The sequence below is a fragment of the Jatrophihabitans telluris genome (assembly GCF_023516435.1).
GTDB classification, from domain to species: domain Bacteria; phylum Actinomycetota; class Actinomycetes; order Mycobacteriales; family Jatrophihabitantaceae; genus Jatrophihabitans_A; species Jatrophihabitans_A telluris.
Map to the genome: position 1 here is coordinate 2,082,357 of NZ_CP097332.1, position 13,724 is coordinate 2,096,080.

Here is a 13,724-nt window from a genome sequence, read left to right on the forward strand (position 1 = left end):
CCCGGAGGTCGCGGGTCAGCAGCGTTGACCGGCGGCAGCACCCGTGACCGCCGCACCCGTGACCGCCGCACCCCCTCCGATCCCGAGGCCCGACAGCGAGGTGCGTAAGGCCTGGACCGAGGCCGGGTTCTTGTCGATGCGGTAGTAACCGGTGGCGCCGGTGGTTTCCGGGGTGGTGTCGTAGTACACGAAGCCCCGGATGCGTGGATTCGCCGCCATGAACGGTCCGAGCTGCGCCAACCACGACGCCTGCTCGCTGCCCTCGACGCCGATCTCGGCGAGCAACAACGGCCGCGTGGACAGATGTTGCAGGGCGGCCACGGTGGGGCAGTAGGTCGACGCGACCGAGTCACCGTGGCTGTAGCCGCTGAGCCCGACCAGATCGACGTAGTCGTCACCGGGGTACAGCCCGGCCAACCTGGGCGCTCCCTTGGGTGTGCCGGCGAAGATGTTCGGCGCCCAGACCCAGGAGGTGCGCTGACCGAGGATCGGCGCGATCAGATCGTGGACATGACGCCAGGCCGCGATGTACTGCCCGGCCTGGTTACCGTTGACCGCCTGGGCCCACGGGTACCAGGCACCGTTCATCTCGTGCGCGAAACGCAGGTACAGGGGACGCTGGGCCGCGGCCAGCTCGGAGCCCACCGCGCGAAGCTGGGCGTCGAACGTGCCCGAGCTCAATGCGGCCAGCGTGTAGCGGGATTGCTGCGCATCTCCCCAGCGGCTGTGCTGTGACCACGGTTCGAGGCTGACCATGGGCGTTACGCCGGCCGGGACGGCGGCCAAAGCGGCGGTGATGCCAGGCGAATCAAGCTTGATGAACACCGAGCTGACAGTCGGCGGGGTGCCGACCGACTTCGCGAACTCGGTGAAGGCGGCCGCCGAGCCGTTGGGTACATCCAACCCGTAGAAGCGGGGTATCGGGGTCGCCGGCTTCGGTCTCATCGCGTTCACCGCGAACCCGGCCACAACCAGCAGAGACAGCACCGCTGCGACGAGGGCGCACCACGCCGGCCATCGTCGCCCACCGCCCGACCGGTCAATTGCGGAGCTGCCGGAACCCCTGCGGCCGGAACCCCTGCGGCCGGAACCCCTGCGGCCAGAACCCCTGCTGCCCGGCCCTGTCGTGAGCTGCTCGCGGCCGACCGACGTGCCGACGTCCGGGTGCGCGGTAGCGGTCACCGTCGCGCCAATGCGGGATCGGCGGCCGTCGATGCGGCAACCGACACCGACACCGGGCGCGGAGCCGACACCCGGCGGGGCGGGCGGTACGCCGCAACGGTCGGGACGCGAACGGCGTCGCCGCGCTCGGTGCCGGCGGCCTTCTTCGCCTTCGCGGGGCGGGCCGATGCGCGCATGAACAACATCGGAATCTGCAGGTAGGCCGACACCAGCGCGAAGCAGAGCATCGCCCAGGTGTGTCCGATGCCGTACTCGAGCGTGGCGCGCGTGATCGCGGTCCAGAGCAACGCCTGGGTGATGAACACCGTCACCCTCATGACGCGGGAAATGGTCAGTGCCAGCGGGGTCTTCTTGGTGTTCGCGGTTCCGGTCGCGACCCATTCCTTGGTCCGGCCGGTGAGGATGTGGACGATCGCGACGGCGTGCGCGAAGGAGTACAGCTGCTGGACCCGCAACACGTCCAGACGCCAGTTGCTCTTCATCATTGTAGGCAGGATGAAGTACCACAGGGCGATCGCGCCGAGCAGCCATACCGTGTTGTGCGGGAAGATGTGCTGGGGGAAGAAGAACAGCATGATCAGACCTGGTAAAGGCGCGACGAAGATGTTCACCGCAGTGCTGATGTAGTACATGAATCCCGACCAGAAGCACAGCCGCTGACGGACGGAGAAGATCGGATTCTTGTGGAAGCTGCGGTCGGCCAGCAGCGACATCGATCCGGTGCACCAGCGGTACTGCTGGTTGAGGAAACCGAGCAGCGAATCCGGGCACAACCCTTTGCTCACCAGGATGGGGACGTAGCGCAGATGGAAGCCGGCCTTCATGAGCTTGACCCCGGTGTGGACGTCCTCACTGTGACCGATCTGGGCGAAGCCTCCGGCCTGTTGCAGGGCCGAACGCCGGTAGATCGCGCACGTGCCGACACAGATCGCGGCCTTCGAGCGATCCCGGGAGGGCTGGATGAAGCGGTAGAAGAGCTCCTGCGTCGCACCGGCGCAGCGCTGTAGCCAGTTCATCCGCCTGTCGGTGTCGAAGAACTGGGGGGTCTGGACGATGCCCACGGTCGGGTCACCGAAGTAGGGCACGGTTTCGTGGAGGTAGTCGAAACGCGGAACGAAGTCGGCGTCGAAGATGCAGATCAGGTCGCCGGAGGATCGTTCGTACATGTACTTCAACGCCCCGGCCTTCTTGAGCTCACCCCGGTTCGGGCGCACGAGATAGTCGAAGCCGTAGGCCTGCGCCAGCTCTCGCACTTCCTCGCGCGCGGCATCGTCGTGCACGATGACCCGCACTGTGGTGTACCAGTCGAGGTCGGCGACGTAGCGATAGGTGTTGTCGAGAACCTCCAACGGCTCACCGGCCGTCGGGAGGAAGACGTCGACCGTCGGCGCATCGGTGCCGTCGTACTCGAGCACCCGTAACTCGTGGTCGAGGCGAGAGGTGCGCTTCTTCCGCCCGCTGGACAGCAGCGACATCACGGATGTGCCGGTGTACAGGGTCGCCGGCGCCAGGAAGAACCACAGGGCCGGCCGGGTCAGGGCGAAGCGGCTGATGCTGAACACGACGAGCCCGAGGGCCAGGGCCTGGACGAGGAGCAGCCAGCGGTGCTGGCGTCCCATGTACCAGTACTTCTCCTCGTCGGTGGGCGGACTGGGCAGGCTGAGGTCAGGACCGGATTTGCGCAGCGACATCAGAGTCATTGGCGATCACCCACGTGAGGAGGGGGTTGCGGACGGACGTGCGGACGGAACTGGTACCGACTGAGCTGTGGTGAACGATGTGAGGACTGCGGCCGGGGCCACGTGGTTCGACGTGGTCGGACTCGCGCCACGGGTTGAACTCGGACTCGCGCCACCGGTTGAACTCGGACTCGCGCCACCGGTCGTGCTCGGGCTTGCGCTGCTGGTGGTCGTGGGACTCGCGCTGGGAACGGTGGTGACCAGGATGGGCTTTTTGCCGTGGTCACGGCCGAACCCGGTGGCATACAGACCGGTCCGGAAGGCCTTCGTGACGTCGCTGCTGGACTGGATTCGCCAGTCGTTGGTGGTGCCGGAGGCTGTGACGGCGTAGTTGAACCAGACGAATCCGATCACGTCCGGATTCGCCTGGAGCCCGCTGAAGAAGGTGCTGACCCACGCCAGCTTGTGCCCTCCGGACTCGGTCGCCCCGGCCTCGGCGATGAGGATCGGCTTGCTGGGGGCGACGCGACGCAGTTCGGCCAGAGTGGCGTTGTAGGTGGACGCGAAGGTGGGGCTGGAGTCGCCGGGCCGGTAGTAGCCGGTCATGCCCACCCAGTCGACGTAATCGTCGCCGGGGTAGTAGTTGTCGATGGAGGCGTATCGGCGGATGTTGTCGATCCGGTTCGGGGCCCAGTCCCAGACCACCAGGTTGTTGGCGCCCTCGGCCTGGAAGATGTCATGCACATGGCGCCAGGCGGCGATGAACGAGCCCTTCGGATTGTTGAACGTCGCGTTGGATTCCGCCCAGCGGTACCAGTTGCCGTTCATTTCCTGATCGAAGCGGATCACCAGCGGAAGACCGTTGGCGACGATGTCGTCGGCGTAGGCCTTCAGATACGTGTCGAAGCCGCCCGCAACGATGTTGGGCAAGGAGTAGTCGGTGCTGGTCACTGCGTCGTTGAGCGGCCGGGATTCCCAGGTCAGGAAGGGAATCTCGCCGGCCGCCCAGGCCGAGTTGACCGCCTCGGCGCGAAAGTCGCTGTCAAAGCCCTGGAAGTAACCGTGCATGGTGGTGTCTCGGGCCAGGGTCGACTCGACGTTGTTGTACTCCTCCTGGGTTCCCGCGTAGAGGCCGAAGTGCTGGCGGGAGGCGAGGATGGTGGCCTTGCTCGGGGCGGTCGGTTTGGTCGGGCCGGACGGGATCGGCGGCGCGGTGCTGGGCGCGCTCGGCTCTTGGGACGCCGCCTGCGAGTTCTGCGCGACAACGGTCGCGGCCGCGGGCGTGACGTAGGCGGTGGCGTTGGTAGAGACCGTAACGGTGGGCCGTGGCTTTCCGCTCGGGTGGGCGTTCGACTTCAGCTGTTCGCACACCACGCCGTTGTGGTTGCCGTCCCAGGAGGGGTACGTCGTCCGGTGAGCATTCCAGAACTGCTGCGCGGCCTGCTGGTTCGGAAACGCGCTGCAGTCCTTGTGACTGCTGTTACTGACCGTGATAGACGTTGCCGATGAGGTAGGTGCCGCGGACGGGCTGGCGTGCTGGGACAGCTGCTGGGCGAGCTGGCTGTTCTCCGACTGCAGCTGGGCGATCCGATGATCCGGGCCGAATCGAATATCCAGCGTTCGATAGGTGAAAGCACCCACCACGGTGAGGGCCACGAGCGCGGTCGCGTAGCGTTCGGGGCGCTTGCTGAGGTCGGGCATATGCGGGGTGCTCCAAGCCGGTGCGGAGAGTGGCAACAAGAATTCGTCACTGAGCGTGGCAGGAGTCTATTAACTCTGTGTGACTAGATGTACACAGAGAGTTGCCAGAGGAGCGACCATCTCGTGCTGATTTGGACACTCTCGGCCGGATTTGGACGCACGTGTTTCTTCTCTCGCCGCGAAAACCTCAGGTTCCGCTGCGCCGTGCCGAGACGATCAAGATCACGGCCACACCAAAACCAGTAGGACGAGCAGGGACAGTGCGAGGTAGACCCCGACCGCCCAGCGGACGATGAGCAGCTGCCGCGCGGCCGGCAGCGGCCGACGGGCGAGCAACCAAGCCAGCCCCGCGAGGACGAGAACAGCGTGCAACGTGATCGCATGGAACCACTTCAGAAAGCCCGCCTGGTCGTAGGCGAGCTGGCGATGCCCGGTTTTGATGAGGTATTCACCGCGAACGATCATCGCCGCGCCGGACGCCAGCCCGGCTAGCAGCAGGCCGAATCCGGCCCGCAGCGCGAGGCGTAGTGGGGGTGGCCCGTCGACCCGGCCCCGCACAGCTACGACCGCCGCGGCGCCCAGTACGACAACCAGCGCGGCGCCACCCGCCGCGAGGGCATAGGCCACCGCCGTATCGAAGCCCGATTCGGTGTCGAAGTGCGACGGGACGTGGCGCCAGGCCTGCACGGTGATACCGGCGACCTCGATGAGGCAATCGAGCGTGAATACCGTCAGTGCCACGTCGCGCAGCCTGGTGCCCACCTGCAGTGGTCGGCTCAACCACGTGAGTGCGAGCAGGCTCGTTCCGAAGGACAGTCCGAACGTGACTGGTTTGCGCCAGGACAGCGGACCGTCCCATGGCCGCGGATAGCGCACTGCGACCAGCAGGTGGAGCAGGCCCGAGGCGATGAGCAGACAGCCGATGACGACGGCGACCCGCTCGGCGCGCCGGCTCTGCGCCCAGAGCTGGCGCGGCGTGGCCAGCCGCCGCGACCATGTGGTCTCGGCCGCAGCTCGTTGCGACATGTAATCGTTCTAGCACAGAATGATTATCCAGCGATAGGGTGTCGGAGTGTCCGCCGACCACCCGCCCGTCAGTGGCGGCATCGCCTTCCTGCTGGCCCAGCTCGGCGCGCACGCCGGCGACCTGTTCGCGACCGCGCTGATGGAGCACGACCTGACGCCACCGCTGGCGGGGTTGTTGCGCCTGGTCCGAAGCGAACCCGGGCTGAGCCAGCAGGACCTGGCCGCCCGGCTGGGTTTGGCACCGAGCCGCCTCGTCGCTCATGTGGACGACCTCGAACAGCGGGGTTGGCTCGAGCGGGTGCGTGACGCCAACGATCGCAGGGTCAACGCGCTGCGTCTGACCGACGCCGGACGCGAGGCCTTCGGCGCACTGGCGGTGATCGCGCGGCGGCATGAACGGGCAGTGACGGCGGGGCTGGATGAGTCCCAGCGTGCGACGCTGTCAGCGCTGCTGCAGCACGTGGCCGAAACGCAGGGGCTCACCCCGGGCGTGCATCCGGGCTTTCGGCGGCTTCGGTAGGCCGCTGCCAGCGAGCACGGCTCAGACTTTCCCGATCAGCGCCGCCTAAGCGGGGAGGATCACCGACCGGGTTAGATGACGAGGGCGATCGGCATCGAGACCGAGTTGCGTGGCCCGGCGCGCGGCCAGCAACTGCGCAGTGACCAGGTCGGCGACGGGGTCGAGCGTGGAGGTGCGCAGGCTCGCGCCGGTGGCAAGGATGTCCTCGCGCAGACCCGGCATCGGCTCGCCGTAGACCCAGACCGCCCGGCCTGGCTCGGCGATCGAGATGGGGCCGTGCCGGTATTCCATTTGCGGGTAGGCCTCGGTCCACAGTTGAGCGGCTTCCCGCATCTTCAGCGCGGCCTCTCTGGCGATCCCGTGGGCCCACCCTTGACCCAGGAAGCTGTACTGAGCGGCCGAGCCGAGCTCAGCCGGTATGGCCGGGTCGGCGAGCACCGCGCTGGCCTGGTCGATGACCGGGCTCAGATCCTGACCGAGCTGTGCACGCAGCAGCATGAGGGTCGTGGTCGCGAACAGGGTCTGCACGACCGATCGTTCGTCAGCGAAGTCGAGCACGATCGTGTCGCCGGCGGCGGAGATGATCGGGGTGCTGCCGTCCGCGGTGATAGCGGTGACCGGGCAGCTCAGCTCATCGATGAGTTGGAGGATCTCCGTCGTGGTTCCGGACCGGCTTATCGCGACGACGCGGTCGTACCGTCGGCCCCGGGGAAAGTGGGTGGCGGTGAAGAAATCTGTTTCGCCGGCACCGGCGCTCTCCCGCAGCAGCGCGTACGCCTCGGCCATGAACCACGACGTCCCGCAGCCGACCACGGCCACGCGTTCGCCGGATCGGGGAAGCATCGCGCTGACGTGTGGCGCCAGTTCGGCGGCGCGTTGCCAGGCCGCGGGCTGCTGGTGGATCTCGCTTTCGACAAAGCTCATCGGACGTCCTCGGTCAGGGCGCGGTCGCGCAGTTGGTCGGAATCGGGTTGCCCGGCGGTGCCGCCGAGCGCCAGGGTGGACAGTGCGCCCGCAAGGCTGGCGCGCCGCAGACGTAGTTCGGGCGGCAGCGCGGCGAGCAGGCCGTCGAGGTAGGCGGCGTTGAAGGTGTCCCCGGCGCCGGTGGTGTCCAGCGGCACGACCGGATACGCCGCCTGCCGACGAAGAGAGCATTCGGCCGCCGCTCGTGCTGGTGATGAACCGGGGGAGAACTCGCACGTGCCGTTCGCCCCGTCCTTGATGACCACGTTCGGTCCGCGGGCGGCCAGGATCTGCCCGGCACGAACGAGGTCATCGACCGGACCCCCGGTGAGCGTCGCCGCCAGTGCGCGCGCCTCGACGGCATTGGGCAACAGGTAATCCAGCTGTGCCAGCAGCGCCGGATCGAAATGCCAGCGGTGGGACGGATCGAAGTTCGTATCCAGCGACGTGGTCATGCCCAGCTCTCGCGCGCCGGCCAAGACCGTGGCGAGTTCGGCGGCCAGAGGCTGCAGCAGGAAGTAGGCACACACGTGGACGTGCCGTGCGCCATCGGCATGCGCCCGTTCGATCGCCGCGCGGACGTCCGCGCTGGTTAGGCTGGCGATGGCGCCGAGGTAGGTCAGGATCGCCCGTTCGGCCGCCGCGAGCACCATGGTCAACCCGGTACCGATGTCGTCGCGGCGCAGCACAGCAGACGTGTCCACACCCCGCGCCGCGAGTTGCTGCAGGACTCGGTCGCCGAACGGATCGGTTCCGACCGCGGCACATAGACGAACCCGGCGGCCCAGCACGGCCAGACCGTGCGCGGTGATTCCGGCCGAACCGCCGATCAGCAGTTGCGCCGAGTCCAGCAGCTGTTCGGCTTGTCCGAAGCGGGGAACTACGTCACCGGTGACGAGCAGATCAGGGTTCAGGTCGCCGACGACCAGAACGTCCACTGCTGCCACGGTCACCGCGCCAGTCTGCCCAAGCCATCGGCGAATGTCCAACACTGAACACAAATTCTGCTCGACCTTGCTCGGTTTACGCACAAGTGCCATGCTGGCGCGGTGACCATCGTGACGTTCGTCGGCGCCGGATCAGCAGAGTTCACCCGGCAGTTGTTGAGAGATCTGCTCAATTTCCCGGAGCTGGTCGACACCGACGGGGGACTGGAGCTGGTCCTGCACGACGTCGACCCCGAGCGACTGGAACTGGCCGAGGCCATCGCGAGGATCACCGTCGCCCACCACGCGAGCGCCGCGCGTGTGCGGGCCGAAGCGGACCTGCGTGCGGCCCTGTCCGGCGCGGACTTCGTGATCAACACGGTCAACATCGGCGGACATGCCGCGACGGTGGCCGACTTCGACATTCCCGAGCGTTTCGGAGTTCGCCAGACCATCGCCGACACCCTTGGCGTCGGCGGGGTCTTCCGTGGCCTGCGGACCTTCGGATTCCTGCATCGGTTGGCGAGTGCCATGGCGGAACTCTGCCCGCAGGCCTACCTGCTCAACTACACGAATCCGATGGCCATGAACATCGGCTATCTCAGCACCACCTTTCCGGATCTGAAGGTTCTCGGCCTGTGCCACTCGGTGTACTGGACCGTCGTCGATCTGAGCGAGCTGGTCGGAGCCCCCTTCGCCGAGGTCGAGTTCCACAGCGCGGGAGTGAACCACCAGGCCTGGCTGCTGCGCTGGGAACACCGGGGGCAGGACCTGTACCCGCGGCTGGACGAACTCATCGAGCGCGATCCGGAGTTGCGCCGCCGCGTGCGGGTCGACATGTACCGCCGCCTCGGTTTCTACCCGACCGAGACCAGCGAGCACTCGTCGGAATACGTCCCGTGGTATCTCCACGACGATCGCGAGATCGAGCGACTGCGCATTCCGCTTCGCGACTACGTCGGCATCTCGGCCGCCAATGTCGCCGAGACCCGGCAACTCATGGTCCAGGCCGCGGCGGGGGAGTACCACGAGCCCGAGGAGGAGGCGGCCGAGTACGCCCCGCAGGTGATCCACAGTCTGCTCACCGGCGCGGTTCGCACCATCCAGGCCAATGTCGCCAACAACGGTCTGATCGACAACCTGCCCTTCGGTGCGCCGGTCGAGGTCCCGTGCCGCATCGACGCGGCCGGTGCGCATCCACTGGCGGTCGGCCAGCTACCGCCGCAGTGTGCCGCGCTGAACCGGACGTTCCTGTCGGTGGCAGACCTGACCGTCCGCGCGATGATCGAGCGCGATCGTGCGCATCTACGGCACGCGCTGATGATCGATCCCAACACGGCGGCGTCCATCCGCCTGGAATCGATCGACGACCTCGTCGGTCAGCTGCTGAGCGCCCACTCGTCCTTCCTCCCGGTGGAGTTGGGCGGTAGCGGCACGTTCTGATCAGGTCACGGCCTGGTAGACCTGCAGGCCGGATCGACGGAGTGCCTCGATGTCGGCGGGGTCCGCGCCGTCGTCGGTGATCAGTTCGGTCACGGCGGACAGATCGCTGATGCGGGCGAAGCCGCGGCGACCCAGCTTGGACGAATCGGCCACCACGATCACCCGCTCGGCCGACTTGAGCAGTGCCCGGTTGGTCTGCGCCTCGACCTCGTGATGCGTGGTCAGGCCCGCAGTGACACTGACGCCGTCGACACCGATGATGGCCACGTCGATATTGATGTTGGCCAGGGTCAGTTCGGCCAGCGGACCGACGAGTTCGTAGGACTCGGCGCGCGCGCTGCCACCACAGACGACCAGGTCGATGTTGGAACGCACCGCCAGGTCCGAGGCGATGTTCAGGGCGTTGGTGACCACCCGCAGGGACGAGCGGTTGACCAGGGCCCGTGCGACCTCGGTCGTGGTGGAGCCGCCGTTGAGACCAACCGAACCGACGTCACTGCCGAGCCGTTCGACCGCGACCTTCGCGATGGCTCGCTTGGCCTGCTGGTGGCGGCCCCCGCGATAGCGCATCGGCAGCTCGTACAGCACTCCCGAGGCGACCGCCCCACCGTGGGTTCGGGTCAGCAGTTGCTGTTCCTGCAGCAGTTGCAGGTCTCGGCGGATCGAGGCCTGGGAAACCCCGAGCCGGTCGGCCAGCTCCGGCACACCGACCGACGATTGGGTGTTGAGGTTCTCAAGGATGAGGCCTAGTCGATCTTGCTGGCGCATGTTCTGCACGTTACGCGCACGACGGTGTTCATTTCCAGAGCTAGCCACGCGAAGATCGAAGGGTCGCCCGATCCGCCGACGATGCGGCCCCTATGGTTTTTCATCAACGTTGCGGGGGATGTCTACGGACACAGATAGGGTTGTGACGGCCGTTTAACACTGGTTCAACTCTTGACGCCCGTCGAGAAAACGTGCAATTCTGAGCAGTAGAATCGATCGAATATGCGCGGACAGCCCTGTCATCCGGCGGACCGTATCGTCCGCGGTCCGGCCCCAGCCGAAGGAGCTCGCATGAGGACCACGCCCAGCCGGTTGTCCAGAAGCCGCCGAGTGCTTGCGGTCGGCCTCGCCTGCGCCCTCGCGCTGTCGGTGACCGCCTGCTCGAAGTCCAAGGACAGCAAGGCCCAGACCGGCCCGGTGACGATCACCGTCTCACACGGCTACACCGACAACGAAGCGAAGGAGCTGACCGTCCAGGTCGGCCAGTGGAACGCCAAGAATCCGACGTCGAAGGTCGCTCTCGTCTTCAACGGCGGAAACGACGGCGCGTTGCAGAAGACGGTGGCCGGGTTCACCGCGGGCAATTACCCCGATGTCGCCTACGAGTTCGGCTCCTCCGCCGCGCAGCTGTCCCGTCAGCCCAAGCTCGTAGACCTCACCAGCACGGTGAAGGCGGCGGCGTTCAACTGGAACGACTTCTATCCCTCAGAGCGTGACGCCGCGACCGTCGGGGGCAAGGTCGTGGGTATACCGGCGCTGGTCGACAACCTCAGCCTTGTCTACAACAAGAAGCTATTCGCCGCGGCCGGCATCGCCGCGCCGACCAACAGTTGGACCTGGCCGCAATTTCGTGCGGCGGCGGCCAAGCTCACCGATTCGGCCACCCACACCTACGGCTGGTCCTACATCAACGACGGCAGCGAGGACACCGTCTGGCGCTACCTCGCGATGCTCTGGCAAGCCGGCGGTGACCTGCTCAGCTCGGACAACAGCAAGCCTGTCTTCGACTCGCCGGCAGGCCTGGCGGCCCTCACGCAGCTGCGCGACATGGCAGTGACGGACAAATCCGTTTACCTCGACAGTGGCAACGGAAACTACGCCAACCTCTTCAACAGCGGCAAGATCGCGATGCTCTGGACCGGCCCGTGGGATCTGTCCAGCATCAACGCCGACATCGACTACGGGGTGGCCTATCTGCCGGGCTACAACGGCAATCACGAAACGATCTCCGGTCCGGACCTGTACCTGGCCTTCGACCATTCCAGCCACCGTGCCGACGTGGCGGTGCAGTTCATCCAGTGGTTGACCTCCGCGCCGGTGCACCTGGAGTTCGCCATCGCCACGGGCGACCTGCCGCTGCGCAAGTCCGAGACGAGCCTGCCGGACTACAGCAAGTTCCTCACCAAGTTCCCGGGCGACAAGGTCTTCGTCGACAATCTCGACAACGTCAAGCATGTCCGTCCCAACATTGCCGCCTACGCCGAGGTGTCCACCGCGATCGCCCAGATGGTTCAGTCGGTGCTGCTCGGACAGAAGCCGCCCCAGCAGGCCCTCGACGCGGCGCGGGATCAGGTGACGAGCGCGCTGGCCGGCCAGTGACCGATGCCGAACCGGCGGTCGCGGCCAAGCCGGTGATCCCAACCGTGCGACGCGGTTCGTCTCGTTCGATGAGGCTGTTCCCGGGTTCGGAACGCGACCCCCGCCGACAGAACCGAGTGCGGCGAGGCGACCAGGTCACGGCGTGGCTGATGGTGACCCCGAGCGTGCTGCTGATCGGGCTCTTCGGGATCGTGCCGGTGGGGTGGTCCTTCCTGCTCTCCTTCCAGCGCAACGACCTGCAGACGCCGGCTCAATGGGTCGGACTGCGCAACTATCGTCAGCTGGCCCACGATCCGGTGTTCACCGACTCCGTCCGGCACACCGTGGTCTACACGGTGTTGTTCGTGCCCCTCACCCTGCTGCTGTCCCTGCTGGTTGCGGCCGCACTGAACCGGCGCGTTCGCGGCATGAGCGTCTACCGGCTGGCGGTCTTCGTGCCGGTCGTGACCTCGACCGTAGCCACGGGCGTCATCTTCAGCTGGCTGCTCGACCCCGAGTTCGGCCTGGTCAACGCGGTATTGGGCAAGCTGGGACTGCCCACCTTCGGCTTCTTCTCCTCACCGCACGGAGCACTGTTCGCGGTCGTGGCGATGACGGTGTGGGGCTGGGTGGGCTTCGGCGCGCTGATCTTCCTCGCCGGGCTGCAGTCAGTGCCCGGCGACCTGCTCGAGGCGGCCGCGATCGACGGCTGCACACGACTGGGCGCGTTCTGGCGGATCCAGGTGCCGCTGCTCCGGCCGGTGTCGGCATTCCTACTTGTGTGGTTGACCATCAACTCGCTCCAGCTGTTCGACGAGGTCTACGTGACCACCAAGGGTGGCCCCCTGCACTCGACGACGGTCGTCGTCTACTACCTCTACCAGCAGGCGTTCACCTTCTTCCACGCCGGTTACGCAGCGGCGATCGCTTGCGTGCTGTTCGTCGTGATCGCCATCGTCACGGCGATCCAGCTGCGGCTTACCCGGGACGCCAACCCGACCGGAGCAGGGCGATGACCGCCGGCGACACCACCCCGGCACGCCGCGCCGGCCGCCCCCGGACCGGAGCGGGCGTCCGGTCGCGCCGACCGTCCGGCTGGCATCTGCTGCTGGTGCCACTCGCGCTGGTCATGCTGGTGCCGCTCATCTGGATGCTGCTCACGAGCTTGTCCACCCTCGAGGAGACGCGTCGCTTCCCGCCGGGACTGCCGTCCTCGTTGCACTGGGGCAACTACCGCCAGGCGTGGGCGGAATCGCCGTTCGCGCACTGGCTGCTCAACAGCGCCATCGTCTCGCTGACCTGCGTGATCAGCAATCTCGTGCTGTGCAGCATGGCCGGCTACGCCTTCGCCCGGATCCGGTTCGCGGGAAGTCGCCTGGTCTTCGCGGCGATTCTGGCTACGTTGATGGTTCCGTTCCAGGTGGTGATGATCCCCACGCTGCTCATCGTCAAACACCTGGGTCTGGTCGACTCGTTGCCGGCTCTGATCGCTCCGAACCTGGTCACCCCGTTCGGCATCTACCTGCTGCGCCAGTTCTTCCTGAGCCTGCCGGTCGAACTGGAGGAGGCCGCACTGATCGACGGGGCAAGCCGCTGGCGGCTGCTCAGCCGGATCCTGCTGCCGCTGATGGGCCCGCCGTTGAGCACAGTCGCGGTGCTGACGTTCCTGTCGGTGTGGAACGACTTTCTCTGGCCGCTGGTGGTGACCTCGTCGCCGTCGACCATGACCGTTCAGATCGGACTGGCCACCTTCCAGAGCGCGCACTTCACCAACTGGCCGGTGCTGATGGCGGGCACCCTGTTGAGCCAATTGCCGGTGCTGGCGCTGTTCCTGGCCGGGCAGCGCTACTTCGTCAGTTCGATCGCCAACACCGGGATCAAGTAGTCCCGGATACGGTGGCCCTGCTCCGTCCCGCCCACAGCCCGTCCGGGCCCGTC

Annotated in this window: 12 protein-coding genes; 5 read left to right on the plus strand and 7 right to left on the minus strand. The window is 66.7% G+C overall.

Annotation, left to right across the window (positions count from 1 at the left end; genetic code table 11):
• Positions 1-15 precede the first annotated feature (15 nt).
• From M6D93_RS09750 to M6D93_RS09765, 4 genes are all read right to left on the minus strand, one after another.
• Positions 16-945, minus strand: a complete 930-nt coding sequence (locus M6D93_RS09750) for a glycoside hydrolase family 26 protein (RefSeq protein ID WP_249774161.1) — start codon at positions 943-945, stop codon at positions 16-18.
• Positions 946-1,178: 233 nt separating this feature from the next.
• On the minus strand, positions 1,179-2,882 hold the full coding sequence (locus tag M6D93_RS09755) for a glycosyltransferase family 2 protein (protein WP_249774162.1): 1,704 nt from the start codon (positions 2,880-2,882) through the stop codon (positions 1,179-1,181).
• Between the two features lie 6 nt (positions 2,883-2,888).
• Positions 2,889-4,562 carry a glycoside hydrolase family 26 protein gene (locus M6D93_RS09760; RefSeq protein WP_249774163.1) on the minus strand — a complete coding sequence of 558 codons (1,674 nt, stop codon included), beginning with the start codon at positions 4,560-4,562 and terminating at the stop codon, positions 2,889-2,891.
• A gap of 222 nt (positions 4,563-4,784) precedes the next feature.
• The gene (locus tag M6D93_RS09765; protein ID WP_249774164.1) at positions 4,785-5,588 is read right to left on the minus strand and encodes a hypothetical protein; all 804 of its coding nucleotides are present in this window, start codon (positions 5,586-5,588) and stop codon (positions 4,785-4,787) included.
• 46 nt (positions 5,589-5,634) lie between these two features.
• On the opposite strand from M6D93_RS09765, the gene M6D93_RS09770 reads away from it, so the two are divergent.
• Positions 5,635-6,108 (plus strand): MarR family winged helix-turn-helix transcriptional regulator, encoded by a 474-nt coding sequence (locus M6D93_RS09770; protein WP_249774165.1) that lies wholly within the window; start codon positions 5,635-5,637, stop codon positions 6,106-6,108.
• Between the two features lie 45 nt (positions 6,109-6,153).
• Here M6D93_RS09770 and M6D93_RS09775 read toward each other — a convergent pair whose 3' ends face one another.
• Positions 6,154-7,032, minus strand: coding sequence for an SIS domain-containing protein (locus M6D93_RS09775; RefSeq protein WP_249774166.1), 879 nt, complete (start codon positions 7,030-7,032; stop codon positions 6,154-6,156).
• A complete protein-coding gene (locus M6D93_RS09780) occupies positions 7,029-8,024 on the minus strand; it encodes a carbohydrate kinase family protein (protein WP_249774167.1) in 996 nt (331 codons plus the stop codon). Before M6D93_RS09780 ends, M6D93_RS09775 begins: the two co-directional genes overlap by 4 nt.
• A 96-nt stretch (positions 8,025-8,120) precedes the next feature.
• On the opposite strand from M6D93_RS09780, the gene melA reads away from it, so the two are divergent.
• Positions 8,121-9,440, plus strand: a complete 1,320-nt coding sequence (gene melA, locus M6D93_RS09785) for an alpha-galactosidase (protein ID WP_249774168.1) — start codon at positions 8,121-8,123, stop codon at positions 9,438-9,440.
• On the opposite strand, the gene M6D93_RS09790 is transcribed toward melA, so the two are convergent.
• Positions 9,441-10,208 (minus strand): DeoR/GlpR family DNA-binding transcription regulator, encoded by a 768-nt coding sequence (locus M6D93_RS09790; protein ID WP_249774169.1) that lies wholly within the window; start codon positions 10,206-10,208, stop codon positions 9,441-9,443.
• 291 nt (positions 10,209-10,499) lie between these two features.
• Between M6D93_RS09790 and M6D93_RS09795 the strand changes: the two genes are divergently transcribed.
• From M6D93_RS09795 to M6D93_RS09805, 3 genes are all read left to right on the plus strand, one after another.
• Complete coding sequence (locus tag M6D93_RS09795) at positions 10,500-11,807, plus strand: ABC transporter substrate-binding protein (protein ID WP_249774170.1); 1,308 nt, start codon at positions 10,500-10,502, stop codon at positions 11,805-11,807.
• Positions 11,808-11,875: 68 nt separating this feature from the next.
• Complete coding sequence (locus M6D93_RS09800) at positions 11,876-12,802, plus strand: carbohydrate ABC transporter permease (RefSeq protein ID WP_249774171.1); 927 nt, start codon at positions 11,876-11,878, stop codon at positions 12,800-12,802.
• Positions 12,799-13,671 carry a carbohydrate ABC transporter permease gene (locus M6D93_RS09805; RefSeq protein WP_249774172.1) on the plus strand — a complete coding sequence of 291 codons (873 nt, stop codon included), beginning with the start codon at positions 12,799-12,801 and terminating at the stop codon, positions 13,669-13,671. The genes M6D93_RS09800 and M6D93_RS09805 overlap by 4 nt, the downstream gene beginning before the upstream one ends.
• Positions 13,672-13,724 lie beyond the last annotated feature (53 nt).

What these genes read in the sequence shown, in the direction of transcription:
- M6D93_RS09750 (WP_249774161.1), bottom strand. Translation starts at nt 945, where the DNA reads ATGAGACCGAAGCCGGCGACCCCGATACCCCGCTTCTACGGGTTGGAT.
- M6D93_RS09755 (WP_249774162.1), bottom strand. Translation starts at nt 2,882, where the DNA reads ATGACTCTGATGTCGCTGCGCAAATCCGGTCCTGACCTCAGCCTGCCC.
- M6D93_RS09760 (WP_249774163.1), bottom strand. Translation starts at nt 4,562, where the DNA reads ATGCCCGACCTCAGCAAGCGCCCCGAACGCTACGCGACCGCGCTCGTG.
- M6D93_RS09765 (WP_249774164.1), bottom strand. Translation starts at nt 5,588, where the DNA reads ATGTCGCAACGAGCTGCGGCCGAGACCACATGGTCGCGGCGGCTGGCC.
- M6D93_RS09775 (WP_249774166.1), bottom strand. Translation starts at nt 7,032, where the DNA reads ATGAGCTTTGTCGAAAGCGAGATCCACCAGCAGCCCGCGGCCTGGCAA.
- M6D93_RS09790 (WP_249774169.1), bottom strand. Translation starts at nt 10,208, where the DNA reads ATGCGCCAGCAAGATCGACTAGGCCTCATCCTTGAGAACCTCAACACC.
- M6D93_RS09795 (WP_249774170.1), top strand. Translation starts at nt 10,500, where the DNA reads ATGAGGACCACGCCCAGCCGGTTGTCCAGAAGCCGCCGAGTGCTTGCG.
- M6D93_RS09800 (WP_249774171.1), top strand. Translation starts at nt 11,876, where the DNA reads ATGAGGCTGTTCCCGGGTTCGGAACGCGACCCCCGCCGACAGAACCGA.
- M6D93_RS09805 (WP_249774172.1), top strand. Translation starts at nt 12,799, where the DNA reads ATGACCGCCGGCGACACCACCCCGGCACGCCGCGCCGGCCGCCCCCGG.